The following is a 14,373-nucleotide window of genomic DNA, read 5'->3' on the forward strand; positions in this document are numbered from 1 at the left end:
CGATAGGAGGGGTGACTCCGGGCTGGGTGTGTGGGCTCAAACGGCAGGCGCCCGCACCGCGTTGCCCGCGTCGGCCCAGCCGAAGAATCGGCAGATCTCGCTGCGGCGCGCCAGGGCGTCCGCCCGGCCGAGGGCCATGAGTTCGCGCGTGTAGCCGGCCTCGAACAGCAGGTAGCTGGCCAGCGCGGCGCCGCGCACGTCCTGCATGTTGGAGGTCACGCCCAGGCCGCCCAGAAGCGTGCGGATGGGGCGGGGCAGCTCGCCCACGTAGCGGGCGGCCACCGCATCCAGGCGCTGCGAAGGCGCGATCACCAGCAGTTCCAGCGGGCGCAAGGGGCTGTGCGCGCGCACTTCGGGCGGGATGAGGGACAGCGTCTGGTTGATGCGCTGGGCGCGCTCCACATCCACCGACAGGGCGTCCAGGAAGATGTTGGACAGCGTGTGCCCGGCGATCTGCGCGAGCGACGGGTAGGCCGGCGCATCGCTGTGCAGCGCCTCGCCCGCCGGTTCGTGCATGCGGCCCGCGCCCACCACCAGGATGCGTTCGGCGCCCAGATGGATGGCCGGCGCGATCGGGGCGGACTGCCGCATCGATCCGTCGCCGAAGTATTCGGTGTGGCCGTCGATGCCCAGCGCCGTGGCGGGAAAGACGAACGGAATGGCCGACGACGCCAGCAGGTGGTCGTGCGTGATGCGGTCGCGCGTGGCCTTGCGCTGCGAGCGCACCCAGGGCTGCTGCGCCTGCGCGGCCTCGAAGAAGGTCACGTGCTCGCCCGAGCTGTAGCTGGAGGCGGTGATGGCCAGCGCCTGCAGGTGCCCCTGGCGGATCAGCCGGGGCAGCCGCACCAGCGGCACCAGTTGCGTGAGCAGGCCGGTGAGCGGCGAGTTGTCCAGCAGCGAGCGCGGCCGCATGCGCCGCCAGCGCGCCAGCAGCCAGCCCAGCGACATGAGGGTGAGCCAGCCCGCGCCGCTGCGCATCACGCTCAGCGAGTCGGCGCGGTACACCTGTTGCGCGTGGAAATTGCGCCACACGCGGGCGATGCGGCGCACGGCCCGGTCGAACTGGTCCGCCCCGCAGGCGAGGGCGGCCGCGTTGATGGCGCCGGCCGAGGTGCCGGTGATGATCGGAAACGGGTTGGGTTCGCGCCCCGCGCCGCACGCCATGCGCAGGTCGGAAATCGCCTCCAGCACCCCCACCTGGTAGGCCGCGCGGGCACCGCCGCCGGTCAGCACCAGGCCGATGGGGCGGGGCGAGACGGGTTTGGTGGCGGGGGCAGCGGCGGAAGAGGGCATGGCGGGCCTCGGCGGATCGGTGGTCGTACCCGGCGTTGGATCACCGGGCGGTTGCGGTGCGGGGCGACTTCAGCAGCAGGGCGGCCAGGGCCTCCCCCTCCATCAGCGTGATGCCGTGCTCGCGGGCATAGCCGCGGGCGTTGTCGCTCACAGTGCCCTGCATCGCGATGTAGGTGCTGGCCGGCACGTCCTGCGCCCGGGCGGCCGCCTGCAGGTCGCGCAGCGGCTCGATGCCATGGGTGGCGGCCTTCCAGCGGCGTGCGCTCACCAGGGCCGTCTGGCCCGCTTTCTCGAGGTGAAAATCGGCTTGCAGGCCGGTGAGGCGGCGCACCGCGTAGCCCTCGGCCTGCCAGGCGCGCTCCAGCGCATCCGCAAAGCTGCGCCAGGGCATCTCCGCCGCCTGCCCCAGCACGGCCTGCACCCGCGCGCTGCTGGGCGCGCGCCACTGGCGCCAGGCGGCCAGGCAGCCCACGCCGAAGATCGGCAGGGCGCCCACCGCGGCGTACGGGGCGATGTGCGAGGGCAGCAGGGCGCCGCACACCAGCGCGATCAGACCGGCCACCGACCAACTGATCCACCAGGGCGAACGCAGCAGGATCGCGAACAGGGAGTTGGGGGCCATCTTGAATTTCACGGGAATCCTTGTGCTGAACGGGTGGGCAGGCGTGGGCGAGCGCGGCAACCGTGCATTGTCCTCGGCCCTGCGGGGTTGGAAGATCAGGGAATAGACTACCGGCCCCTCAAGGAGTTATTGGCATGGCAGTCACAGAACAGGCGCTGTTGGCGGCGCTCGCGAGCGTAAGCGATCCGCACACCGGCAAGGATTTCGTCAGTGCGCGGGCGGTGCGCAACGTGCGCATCGCCGGTGGCGACGTGGCGTTCGACGTCGAGCTGGGCTACCCGGCCAAGAGCCTGGTGCCCGAACTGGAACGCCAGTTGACCGCGGCGGCCCAGGCCGTCGCCGGCGTGGAGCAGGTGGCGGTGCGCATCACCAGCCAGGTCGTCGCCCATGCGGTGCAGCGCGGCGTGCAGTTGCTGCCGCAGGTCAAGAACATCATCGCCGTGGCCTCGGGCAAGGGCGGCGTGGGCAAGAGCACCACCGCCGCCAACCTGGCGCTGGCGCTCGCGGCCGAGGGCGCCAGCGTCGGCGTGCTGGATGCCGACATCTACGGCCCCAGCCAGCCCATGATGCTCGGCATCGAGGGCAAGCCCGAAAGCGCCGACGGCAAGACCATGGAGCCGATGCGCAACCACGGCGTGCAGGTGATGTCGATCGGGTTCCTGATCGATGCCGACCAGGCCATGATCTGGCGCGGCCCCATGGCCACCCAGGCGCTGGAGCAGTTGCTGCGGCAAACCAACTGGAAGGACCTGGATTACCTCATCGTGGACATGCCGCCCGGCACCGGCGACATCCAGCTCACGCTGAGCCAGCGCGTGCCCATCACCGGCGCGGTGATCGTCACCACGCCGCAGGACATCGCGCTGCTGGATGCCAAGAAGGGCATCAAGATGTTCGAGAAGGTGGGCGTGCCCATCCTGGGCATCGTCGAGAACATGGCGGTGCACGTGTGCAGCCAGTGCGGCCACGCCGAGCACATCTTCGGCGAGGGCGGCGGGCAGCGCATGGCGGCGGAATACGGCATGGCCTACCTGGGCGCGCTGCCGCTGGACATGCAGATCCGCCTGCAGGCCGACACCGGCACCCCCACCGTGGTGGCCGATCCCGACGGCGAGGTGGCCCGCATCTACAAGAAGATGGCGCGCGACGTGGCGGTCAAGGTGGCGCAGCAGGCCAAGGATTTCTCGTCGAAATTCCCCACCATCTCCATCAGCAAGACCACCTGAGGCGGCCGCTGCCGGACGACCGGCGGCTTCGCCTGCACTGCTGTCCTTTCTGCTTCCTGACAGCGCGGAAAAACATGTCGCGTTGTGTGCAATGTGTCTTGACGTAGCTCAAGCAATGCGCTGACACTGGTTCGAGAGCCCGTGCCAGGGTGGCGCGCGGACGTCGAGAAAGAGCACAGCAGAGAGGAGTGGCATGTCATCCACACAACCCGGTTTTCTGGACAAGGAACGCATCATTGCCGGCCCCGGCTTCAACCGGTGGCTCGTTCCTCCGGCGGCCTTGGCGATCCACCTTTGCATCGGCATGGCTTACGGGTTCTCCGTGTTCTGGCTGCCGCTGTCCAAGGCCCTCTCCACGGCCGGCACCGGCGCCGCCTGCCCCAAGGACATGAGCTTCTTCGCGGAGCTGTTCGCCTCCGGCTGCGACTGGCGCGTGGCCACGCTGGGCTGGATGTACACCCTGTTTTTCGTGTTCCTGGGCTGCTCTGCCGCCATCTGGGGCGGCTGGCTGGAGCGCGCCGGTCCGCGCAAGGCGGGTGTCGTGTCCGCGGTGTGCTGGTGCGGCGGCATGCTGCTGTCGGCGCTGGGCATCCACCTGCACCAGTTCTGGCTGATGATCCTCGGCTCGGGCGTCATCGGCGGGATCGGCCTGGGGCTGGGCTACATCTCGCCGGTGTCCACGCTCATCAAATGGTTTCCCGACCGGCGGGGCATGGCGACCGGCATGGCCATCATGGGCTTCGGCGGCGGCGCGATGATCGGCTCGCCCCTCGCGGTGGACCTGATGAAGCGGTTTTCCACCCCCACCGACGTGGGCGTGATGCAGACCTTCGTGGTCATGGCGCTCCTGTACTTCGTCTTCATGATGGCCGGCGCCCTGGGCTACCGCGTGCCCGCCACGGGCTGGAAGCCGGCCGGCTGGACCCCGCCGCCGCCCAGCGCCAACACCATGATCACGCAGCGCCACGTGCACGTGAAGCGCGTCTGGGGCATTCCGCAGTTCTGGCTGGTCTGGGTCGTGCTGTGCATGAACGTGAGCGCGGGCATCGGCGTGATCGGCATGGCCTCGCCCATGCTGCAGGAGGTGTTCGGCGGCGCGCTCATCGGTGTGCCGCAGAAATTCGGCGAACTCGACAAGGCGCAGCTGGCGGCCATCGCCGCCGTGGCCGGCGGCTTCACCGCGCTGCTGTCGCTGTTCAACATCGGCGGCCGGTTCTTCTGGGCCAGCCTGTCGGACAAGCTGGGCCGCAAGATGACCTACGTGGTGTTCTTCGTGCTGGGCGGCCTGCTGTACGCCAGCATTCCCAGCTCGGCAGGGGCCGGCAGCAAGCTGCTGTTCGTGGGAGCGTTCTGCATCATCCTGTCGATGTACGGCGGCGGTTTCGCCACGGTGCCGGCGTACCTGGCCGATCTGTTCGGCACGCAGTTCGTGGGCGCCATCCACGGCCGCCTGCTCACCGCCTGGGCCACCGCGGGCATCCTGGGCCCGGTGGTCGTCAACTACATGCGCGAATACCAGCTGGGCCTGGGCCTGCCGCGCGAGCAGGTCTACAACCAGACCATGTACATCCTGGTGGGCATGCTGGTCATCGGCCTGATCGCCAACCTGCTGGTGCGCCCGCTGGCCGACAAGTGGTTCATGACCGATGAAGAGCTGGCGCACGAGAAAAAGCTCGCGCACGAGAAATCGCTGGCGACCGAGGTGGGCTCGGGCACCGGCGCCGGCAGCACCACCAACCCGGCGCTGGTGGCATTCGCCTGGGCTGCGGTGGGCATTCCCTTGGTCTGGGGCATCTACAAGACCCTGGTGAGCGCGGCCAAGTTCTTCCAGTAAGGGCCGGGCACCATGGTGCTGCCAGGCTCCCTTCACCGGCGGATCAACGCCGCCGCGGCGCGGTTCGCCGCCGAGCACGCCGGCAGCTTCACGCTCGAGCCACCGCAGGGCGGCGCAGCGCAGGCACCGCTGCTGCGCTGCGCCGGGCGTCTGCTGAACGGCGACTTCTCGGTGGCCGACCGCTTCACCGCGCAGACCGGCGTGCGCGCCACCGTGTTCGCCCGCCAAGGCAACGACTTCGTCCGCATCGCCACCTCGGTGCGCAAGCAGGACGGCGAGCGCGCGGTGGGTACGCTGCTCGACCGCTCCCACCCGGCCTATGCCAACCTGCTCGCGGGGCGGGCCTATGCCGGCTACGCCACGGTGTTCGGCCGGCAGAACATGACCCGTTACGACCCGGTGCGCGATGCGTCCGGCCACGTGGTGGGCGTGCTCTACGTGGGCCTGGATGTCAGCGAGATTCCCGCGTTGAACCTGGCGGGCCGGCTGGCCCTGCTCGTGCTGGCGGTGCAGTACGCGCTGTGGGCGCTGGCCTGGCTGGTGCTGGCGCCGCTGCCTGCCAGTTGGATGGCGGTGGTGGCGGGCCTACCGCTGCTGGCGGCTGCGGCGATCTACGGCATGGTGCAGCGCGGCATTGCCCGGCCGGTGGCGCAGGGGCGCGCAGCGGCGCAGCGCATCGCCGCCGGCGACCTCACCACCCAGATGCACGTGGCCCGGCGCGACGAGGTGGGGCAGATGCTGCAGGCCATCAACGGCATCGGCGTGGGGCTGGCCGGGCTGGTGGGCAACGTGCGGCGCGGTGCGGACGGGCTGCGCCTGTCCACCAGCGAGATCGCGGCCGGCAACGGCGATCTGGCCACGCGCACGGAGCAGCAGGCCGGCGAGGTCAACAGCGCCGCCTCGGCGCTGGAGCAGCTCACGGCCACGGTGGGGCAGAACGCCGAGCACGCCCGGCGCGTCAACGGGCTCATGGGCGCGGTGTCGCAGGCGACCGGGCAAAGCGGCGCTGCGGTGGACCGGGTGGTCGCCACCATGGGCGACATCCGCGAGGGCGCGCACCGCATCCGCGACATCATCGGCATCATCGATGGCATCGCTTTCCAGACGAACATCCTGGCGCTGAACGCCGCGGTCGAGGCCGCCCGCGCGGGCGAGCAGGGCCGGGGCTTTGCGGTGGTGGCGGGCGAGGTGCGGGCGCTGGCCCAGCGCTCGGGCGACGCCGCGCGGGAGATCCGCGGCCTCATCGCCGCCTCTGTCGAGCGGGTGGACGCGGGGGGCGGCCTGGTGGACGATGCGCGCCAGTCCATGCAGGGCATTGCCCACTCGATCGCCGAGGTCACGCACCTGATCGAAGGCATTGCCGCAGCGAGCGGACAGCAGAGCAGCGGCATCGACGGCATCCACCAGAGCGTCGCCCGCATCGAGCAAATGACCCAGCAGAATGCGGCGCTGGTGGAGGAGGCCGCGGCCGCCGCCCTGCGCATGCGCGAGCAGGCCGCAGCCCTGGCCGACGCGGCAGCCACCTTCAAAACGCCCTAGCATGGTGGCCGCTGCGGAACGCCGCGCGCGCGGCGGTGTCCAACCCGGTCGCTCCCTCGGGAGCCCAATCCTTTCGCCGTTCGTTTCGCCGATGAGCAGGAGACCACGATGACCGACAAGAAAATCGAGTTCTACAAAGGCCCGGCAGGCGGCTGGGGCGCGCTGCGCTCCGTCGGCCGCGCGCTTCAGTACCAGGACATTCCCCTCAAGGGGGCCAAGACCCTGCTGTCGGCCAACCAGCCCGACGGGTTCGACTGCCCCGGCTGCGCCTGGCCCGACCGCAACCATGCCTCCACCTTCGAGTTCTGTGAGAACGGCGCCAAGGCCGTGGCGGCCGAGGCCACCGCCCGCCGCGCGGGGCCGGAGCTTTTCGCCCTGCATTCGGTGGCCGCCCTGGCCGAGCAGAGCGACTTCTGGCTGGAAGACCAGGGCCGGCTCACCCACCCCATGGTGTACGACGCGTCCAGCGACCACTACGTGCCCATTGCCTGGGACGATGCCTTCGCGCTGATCGCCCGGCACCTGAACGCGCTGCCCAGCCCGAACGAGGCCATCTTCTACACCTCGGGCCGCGCCAGCAACGAGGCCGCCTTCCTGTACCAGTTGTTCGTGCGCGAATACGGCACCAACAATTTTCCCGACTGCTCCAACATGTGCCACGAGCCCAGCGGCAGCGCCATGCGCCCGCAGATCGGCGTGGGCAAGGGCACAGTCACGCTGCAGGACTTCGAGGAGGCCGACGCCATCTTCATCTTCGGGCAGAACCCCGGCACCAACCACCCGCGCATGCTGGGCGAGCTGCGCGCGGCCCACAAGCGCGGCGCGCAGATCGTGAGCTTCAACCCGCTGCGTGAACGCGGCCTGGAGCGCTTTCAGGACCCGCAGAACAAGATGGAAATGGCCACGCTGGGCTCCACACCCATCAGCACGCATTACTTCCAGCTGCGCGTGGGGGGCGACCTAGCCCTGGTCAAGGGGATGATGAAGCACCTGATCGAGATCGAGGACCGCGACGGCGGTGTGCTCGACCATGCCTTCATCGCCGAGCACACCACCGGCATCGACGGCCTGTTGGCTGACCTGCGTGCCGAATCGTGGCCTTTGCTCGAAGAGGAGTCTGGCCTGCCCGAGGCGCAGATCCGCGCCGCAGCCGAGGTGTACCGCAATGCCCAGCGCGTGATCGCCTGCTGGGGCATGGGCATCACCCAGCACATGCACTCGGTGGCCACCATCCAGATGATCGTCAACTGGCTGCTGCTGCGCGGCAACATCGGCCGGCCTGGTGCGGGCCCGTGCCCCGTGCGCGGCCACAGCAACGTGCAGGGCGACCGCACCATGGGCATCTGGGAAAAGCCTCCGGCCGCGCTGCTGGACAAGCTGCAGGAGGTGTTCGGCTTCGAGCCCCCGCGCGAGCCCGGCGTCGACACGGTGGAGGCCATCCAGGCCATGCTGGACGGCAAGGGGCGCGTGTTCTTCGCCCTGGGGGGCAACTTCGCCGCCGCCACGCCCGATACCTACGAGACCTGGAAGGCGCTGCGCCGCTGCGACCTGACGGTGCACGTGACCACCAAGCTCAACCGCAGCCACATCGTGCACGGACGCGAGGCGCTCATCCTGCCGTGCCTGGGCCGTACCGAGATCGACATGCAGGCCGGCGGCCCGCAGGGCGTGACGGTGGAGGACTCGATGAGCATGGTGCACCTGTCCATGGGCATCAATCCGCCGGCCTCGGACCAGCTGCTGTCCGAGCCCGCCATCGTCGCGCGGCTGGCCGCGGCCACCATCGGCGGGCGCAGCCGCACCCCGTGGCTGTGGCTCATCGAGGACTACGCCCGCATCCGCGACAAGATCGAAGCCGTGTTCGCCGACTTCAAGGACTTCAACCAGCGCGTGGCCGTGCCCGGGGGCTTTCGGCTGCGCAACACCGCCAGCGAGCGCGTCTGGGCCACGGCCGGCCGCAAGGCCAGCTTCGTCGCCCACCCCGTGCCGGTGGACACGCCCTCGCACCAGGCCCGCGCGCTGCGTCGCGACACCGTCGTGTTCACGCTGCTCACCACGCGCTCGCACGACCAGTACAACACCACCATCTACGGCCACGACGACCGCTACCGCGGCGTGTTCGGGCAGCGGCGCGTGGTGTTCATCCACGAGGAGGACATTCGGTCCCTCGGTCTGAAGGACGGCGACTGGGTGGACATCCAGACCGTGTGGAGCGACGGCCAGGAGCGCCGCGCCGACCGCTTCAAGCTCGTGGCCTACGACATTCCGCGCGGCAACCTCGCTGCCTACTACCCCGAGACCAATCCGCTCGTGCCCCTGTCGTCGGTGGCGCTGAACGCGGGCACGCCGACCTCCAAGTCGATCCCTGTGGTGCTGGTGCCGCATGCGGCCGGGGCGGCAGATACTGCAGACACGGCCGCCGCCGCGGAGCCCGCGGCCGTGGCGGCCATTTGACGCCGCCCGTGCCGGTGGGCCATGACGGCGGGCTCTCGCCCGCGCTGCTGTCGGCACTGGCCGAACTGGACGATCCGCAGGGCGTCTCCATGCCGCGCCTGGCCAAGCACCTGGGGTTGCCCGGCAGTGCCGTGCTGCGCGGGCTGCACTTGCTGAGCGGCGCGGCCGTGGGCGGCCAGCCGGGCCCCGGCTGGGTGCGCGTGGCGCAGGACGACAGCCGCTGGCTGGCCTGGCTGACCGATGCGGGGCGCCAGCAACTCGCGAGCATGCGAGGGGCGCAAGAATCTTCCGGCCCCGAGGGCCTGGACGACGAAGGCCGCCCTCTGCCCACGCCGCTGGCCACCCGCAGCGTGCAGCGCCATCCCTGCCCGCCGGGTGCTGTGCCTGCCATGTGGGAGGACGACGCGGTGGCCGCCGAAGTGCCGGTGGCCCTGGTGTTTAACGGCCTCTCGCATGCCGTGATGATGGCCACGCCCGCCGACCTGCATGCCTTCGCCCTCGGCTTCGCCTTGAGCGAGGGGATCATCGACCAGCCGGGCGACTGCCACGGCATCGAGGTGCATGCGCTGGAGGCGCCCGCCGGGGTTCCAGCTGGCACGGCCATCGCGTGCGAGGTGCGGGTGGACATCACGGCACGCTGCTTCGCGCGCTTGAAAGACAAGCGCCGCTCGCTCGCGGGCCGAACGGGTTGCGGCGTGTGCGGCATCGACAGCCTGCAGGCGCTGGACCTGGTGCCCGAACGCGTCACCGAACGCGCCTGGGCCGGTGCGCTGCCCGCCGACGCGATATTGCGCGCCGTGGCCGCCATGCCCGCGCGGCAGTCGCTCAATGCCGCGGCCGGCGCCGTCCATGCCGCCGGCTGGGCCACGCCAGGCGGCGAGCTGATCGACCTGCTCGAAGACGTGGGCCGCCACAACGCCCTCGACAAGCTCATCGGCCAGTTGGCCGCGCAGGGCCGGCTGGGGGAGGACGGCTTCGTCGTCATGTCCAGCCGCGCCAGCTACGAACTGGTGCGCAAGTGCGCCCGGCTCGACATTCCCCTGCTGGCCGCCGTGTCGGCCCCCACCTCGCTGGCCATCGACCTGGCGCAGCAGGCCGGCATCACGCTGTGGGGGCTGTGCCGCCCGCCGCGGGCGGTGCGGTACGGGGGCGCGCAAGGGTAGGGCGAAGAGGAGTCATGGCGCCAGCCGACAGCTACCGGTTTGGCAAGCTACCAGCCTTGCACTGTCGAAGGTTTGGGTCAAATCCACCCTGGGCGCCGCGAAATTCCAAATCCCCCTCGCCCTGAGCCCCTTCCCACCCGAAGCCCAACCCATTTGCGCTAACGTCGCTCCCCATGAATCTGTCCTTCTTCCGAATTGGCTGGCGCACGCTGTGGCGCGATCTGCGGGCTGGCGAATTGCGCCTTCTCATCGTGGCGGTCACGCTGGCCGTGGCGGCCCTCACCTCGGTGGGGTTCTTTGCCGATCGGTTGCAGGGCGGGTTGCAGCGCGATGCGCTGCAGCTGCTGGGCGGCGATGTGGTGGTGGCCAGCGACAACCCCACGCCGGCGGCGTTCGTCGAACGGGCGAAGGCCGCGGGCCTGTCCACGGTCACGACGCTGGGCTTTCCCACCATGGGCCGCGCGAGCGATGCGCAGGGCGGCGCCAGCCGGCTGGTGGCGCTCAAAAGCGTGGAGCCGGGCTACCCGCTGCGTGGCAGCCTGCAGGTGGCGGATGCGCCCGGTGCACCCGCGCGGGCCACGCGTGACATTCCGGCGCCTGGCGAGGTGTGGGTGGATGCGCCGGTGCTGGGCTCGCTGGGCCTGCAGATGGGCGATTCGCTGCTGCTGGGCGACGCGCAGTTGCGCATTGCCCGCATCATCGCCATCGAGCCCGACCGGGGCGCGGGCTTCATGAGCTTTGCGCCGCGCGTCATGGTCAATGCGTTGGACCTACCCGCCACCGGGCTGGTGCAGCCGGCCAGCCGGCTCACCTACCGCTTCGCCGTGGCGGGCGAGGCGCGGGCGGTCCAGCAGTTCGGCGACTGGGCGGCCGAGGCGGTGAAGGCCCCCGAGATACACGGTGTGCGCGTGGAGTCGCTGGACAGCGGCCGCCCCGAGATGCGCCAGACGCTGGACCGGGCGCAGAAATTCCTCAACCTCGTGGCGCTGCTCGCGGCGCTGCTGTCGGCCGTAGCCGTGGCGCTGGCGGCGCGTGGCTTTGCCAACGAGCACCTCGATGCCGCCGCGCTGCTGCGCGTGCTGGGCCAGAGCCAGCGCACCATTGCGGGCGTTTACGTGGTCGAGTTCGCGCTGATCGGGCTGTTCGCCAGCGCGCTGGGCGTGCTGCTGGGCTACGCCGTGCACCACGTGTTCGTGCTGCTGCTGGCGGGGCTGGTGGAAACGGCGCTGCCCGCGCCCAGCCTGTGGCCGGTGGCGTTCGGCCTCGGGATGGGCCTCACGCTGATGTTCGCCTTCGGGCTGCCGCCGGTGCTGCAGCTGTCGCAGGTGCCGCCGCTGCGCGTGATCCGGCGCGACCTGGGCGGCCTCAAACCCGCCTCGCTGGCGGTGCTGGGCGTGGGCGTGGCCGGGTTCGCCGCGCTGCTGCTGGCGGTCAGCAGCGACCTGAAGCTGGGACTGATCGCCGTGGGCGGTTTCGCGGGGGCGGTGCTGCTGTTTGCCGGACTGGCCTGGGGCGCGGTGAAGCTGCTGCGCCGCAGCGTGAACGAGGCCACGGCCCCGCGCTGGCTGGTGCTGGCCACGCGGCAGATCTCGGCCCGGCCGGTGTATGCGGTGGTGCAGGTCAGCAGCCTCGCGGTGGGGCTGCTGGCGCTGGTGCTGCTGGTGCTGCTGCGCACCGACCTCATTAGCAGCTGGCAGCGCTCCACCCCGGCCGATGCGCCCAACCGCTTCGTGATCAACGTCATGCCTGACCAGTCGGAGGCTTTTCAGAAAGCGCTGCGCGACGGCGGCGTGTCGCAATACGACTGGTACCCCATGATCCGCGGCCGGCTGGTGGCCATCAACGGGCGCGAGGTGGGCCCGGCCGACTACACCGACGACCGCGCCAAGCGCCTGGTGGACCGCGAGTTCAACCTGTCGAACGCCGAGCAGGCGCCCACCCACAACCCCGTGGTGGCCGGCCGCTGGACGCCGGGCGAAAAGGATTCGGTGAGCGTCGAGGACGGCATCGCCGAGACGCTGGGCCTCAAACTCGGCGACACGCTGCGCTTCGACATCGGCGGGGTGGTCAGCGAGGCGCGCATCACCAGCCTGCGCAAGGTGGACTGGGGCTCGCTGCGCGCCAACTTCTTTGTGATGTACACGGTGGGCCAGCTGCCGCCCGAGCTGCCGGTGACCTACCTGGCGGCGTACCGCGCGCCGGCCACACCGGGCTTCGACAACACGCTGGTGCGGGCGTTTCCCAACATTACCAACGTGGACATGAGCGCTACGCTGGCCCAGGTGCAGGGCGTGCTCGCGCAGGTGATCCGCGCGGTGGAGTTCCTCTTCGGCTTCACGCTGGCCGCGGGGCTGGTGGTGCTGTTCGCCGCCGTGACGGCCACGCGCGAGGAGCGGGCGCGCGAGTTCGCCATCATGCGGGCCGTGGGCGCGCGCGCCAGCCTGCTGCGCCAGGTGCAGCGGGCCGAACTGGCCGGCGTGGGGCTGCTGGCGGGCTTTCTCGCCAGCGGGGTGGCGGTGGCGGTGGGGTGGGCGCTGGCGCGCTACGTGTTCGACTTCGCCTGGACGGCCACGCCGTGGGTGCCGATCATTGGCGCACTGGCCGGGGCCGTGCTGGCGCTGGCCGCGGGCTGGTGGGGTTTGCGCGATGTGCTGCGCCGCCCGGTGGTGGAGACGCTGCGCCGCGCGGCGGAGTAGCGCAAAAGAGCCTGAACAGCGGCGCCGCTATGCCGCCCGCGCGAACGGCGTGCGGATGTCCGACAGGAACTGCTGCGCTCGCGGGTGCTGCGGGTGGCCGAAGAAGGCGGCCGGCGTGGCGCGCTCCAGCACGCGGCCTTCGTCCATGAAGAGCACGCGGTCGGCCACTTCGCGGGCAAACCCCATCTCGTGCGTTACGCAGACCATGGTCATGCCGCCCTGGGCCAGGTCGCGCATGGCCACCAGCACCTCGCCCACCATCTCGGGGTCCAGCGCGCTGGTGGGCTCGTCGAACAGCATGAGCGGCGGCTCCATGGCCAGGGCGCGGGCGATGGCCACGCGCTGCTGCTGGCCGCCCGAGAGTTCGCTGGGCCAGGCCTGCGCCTTGTGCGCCAGGCCCACGCGGTCCAGCAGGGCCAGGGCCCGCTGCTCGGCCGCCTGGCGCGACAGGCCACGCAACTGGATGGGGGCCAGCGTGCAGTTGTGCAGCACCGACAGGTGCGGAAACAGGTTGAACTGCTGGAACACGAAACCGATGCGCGAGCGCAGTGCGTTCACGTCCACGCCCGGCCCGTGGATGGGCTGCCCGCCGATCAGGATGCGCCCGTCCTGGATGGGTTCGAGCCGGTTGAGCGTGCGGATCAGCGTGGACTTGCCCGAGCCCGAGGGCCCGCACACCACGACCACCTCGCCCTGGGCGATGGTTTCGGTCACGTCCACCAAGGCGCGGTAGCTGCCGTACCACTTGTTCACGCCGTGCAGTTCGATCATGTCGTTCGGAGTCCGGAAGAAGAGGAGGGGGCCGCGCGCCGCGCCAGCCGGCGCTCCAGTGCGTAGGCCAGGCGCGACAGGCCGAAGCACAGCACGAAATAGGTCATGCCCAGGATGCCGAACACTTCGGCCGGCCGGATGAAGACCTGGGTGTTGATCTGCGTGGCGATGAAGGCCACCTCCGTGAGCCCGATGATGTAGCCCAGCGAGGTCTCCTTGATGGTGACGACGAACTGGTTCACCAGCGAAGGCAGCATGTTGCGCAGCGCCTGCGGCAGCACCACCAGGCGCATGGCACGGGGGTACGACAGGCCCAGGGCGCGGGCGCATTCCATCTGCCCGCGCGGCAGGCCCCGGATGCCGGCGCGCACGATCTCGGCCAGGTAGGCCGCGTTGAAGACCACGAGCGCGACCAGCATGGTGGTGAACTGATCGGTCTTCACCCCCGTCACGCTGGGCAGGAAGAAATAGGCCCAGAACACCACCATCAGCAGCGGCGTGCCGCGCACCACGAAGACGATGGCCGTCACCGGCCAGCGCACCGAGCGCCACGGGCTCACGCGCGCCAGGCCGAACAGCACGCCCAGCGGCAGCGCCAGCAACAGGGCGCCCGCCGCCAGCAGCAGCGTGAGCGCCAGGCCGCCCAGCGGGCCGTTGGGGTACTGGCCGACCAGGAAGTACAGCCAGTAGGTATCGATCAGTTCCAGCATGTGTGCCTATCCGTTGTTCACTGCGCTGCGCATTACCTGCGGCGCATCAAACTGGCGCTGCCAAA

General features: G+C 70.4%; 10 protein-coding genes. 6 read left to right on the top strand and 4 right to left on the bottom strand.

From position 1 onward, the window contains the following. Positions 1-36: 36 nt before the first annotated feature. On the bottom strand, positions 37-1,293 hold the full coding sequence (locus AVTE2539_RS01690; protein ID WP_284408130.1) for a patatin-like phospholipase family protein: 1,257 nt from the start codon (positions 1,291-1,293) through the stop codon (positions 37-39). A 40-nt stretch (positions 1,294-1,333) separates the two neighbouring features. Beyond that, positions 1,334-1,915: a restriction endonuclease gene (locus AVTE2539_RS01695; protein WP_284409379.1), complete on the bottom strand. Its 582-nt coding sequence runs from the start codon at positions 1,913-1,915 to the stop codon at positions 1,334-1,336. Between the two features lie 134 nt (positions 1,916-2,049). On the opposite strand from AVTE2539_RS01695, the gene apbC reads away from it, so the two are divergent. The 6 genes from apbC to AVTE2539_RS01725 all read left to right on the top strand — a co-directional run bounded on the left by apbC (position 2,050) and on the right by AVTE2539_RS01725 (position 12,827). Beyond that, positions 2,050-3,141: an iron-sulfur cluster carrier protein ApbC gene (apbC, locus tag AVTE2539_RS01700; protein ID WP_284408131.1), complete on the top strand. Its 1,092-nt coding sequence runs from the start codon at positions 2,050-2,052 to the stop codon at positions 3,139-3,141. A 193-nt stretch (positions 3,142-3,334) separates the two neighbouring features. Further along, positions 3,335-4,975, top strand: a complete 1,641-nt coding sequence (locus AVTE2539_RS01705) for an OFA family MFS transporter (protein WP_284393489.1) — start codon at positions 3,335-3,337, stop codon at positions 4,973-4,975. A 12-nt stretch (positions 4,976-4,987) separates the two neighbouring features. Beyond that, on the top strand, positions 4,988-6,514 hold the full coding sequence (locus tag AVTE2539_RS01710; RefSeq protein WP_284408132.1) for a methyl-accepting chemotaxis protein: 1,527 nt from the start codon (positions 4,988-4,990) through the stop codon (positions 6,512-6,514). 108 nt (positions 6,515-6,622) lie between these two features. After that, positions 6,623-8,968 carry an FdhF/YdeP family oxidoreductase gene (locus AVTE2539_RS01715; RefSeq protein WP_284408133.1) on the top strand — a complete coding sequence of 782 codons (2,346 nt, stop codon included), beginning with the start codon at positions 6,623-6,625 and terminating at the stop codon, positions 8,966-8,968. Then, entirely contained in the window at positions 8,965-10,131 is a 1,167-nt protein-coding gene (fdhD, locus tag AVTE2539_RS01720; protein ID WP_284408134.1) for a formate dehydrogenase accessory sulfurtransferase FdhD, read from the top strand. Before AVTE2539_RS01715 ends, fdhD begins: the two co-directional genes overlap by 4 nt. 173 nt (positions 10,132-10,304) lie before the next feature. Then, on the top strand, positions 10,305-12,827 hold the full coding sequence (locus tag AVTE2539_RS01725; RefSeq protein ID WP_284408135.1) for an ABC transporter permease: 2,523 nt from the start codon (positions 10,305-10,307) through the stop codon (positions 12,825-12,827). Positions 12,828-12,854: 27 nt separating this feature from the next. Here AVTE2539_RS01725 and AVTE2539_RS01730 read toward each other — a convergent pair whose 3' ends face one another. Together AVTE2539_RS01730 and AVTE2539_RS01735 are read right to left on the bottom strand one after the other, a co-directional pair. Beyond that, complete coding sequence (locus AVTE2539_RS01730) at positions 12,855-13,598, bottom strand: amino acid ABC transporter ATP-binding protein (protein WP_284408136.1); 744 nt, start codon at positions 13,596-13,598, stop codon at positions 12,855-12,857. Then, positions 13,595-14,308, bottom strand: coding sequence for an amino acid ABC transporter permease (locus tag AVTE2539_RS01735; protein ID WP_284408137.1), 714 nt, complete (start codon positions 14,306-14,308; stop codon positions 13,595-13,597). Before AVTE2539_RS01735 ends, AVTE2539_RS01730 begins: the two co-directional genes overlap by 4 nt. Positions 14,309-14,373 lie beyond the last annotated feature (65 nt).

Source organism: Acidovorax sp. SUPP2539 (genome assembly GCF_030158975.1).
GTDB lineage: Bacteria > Pseudomonadota > Gammaproteobacteria > Burkholderiales > Burkholderiaceae_C > Paracidovorax.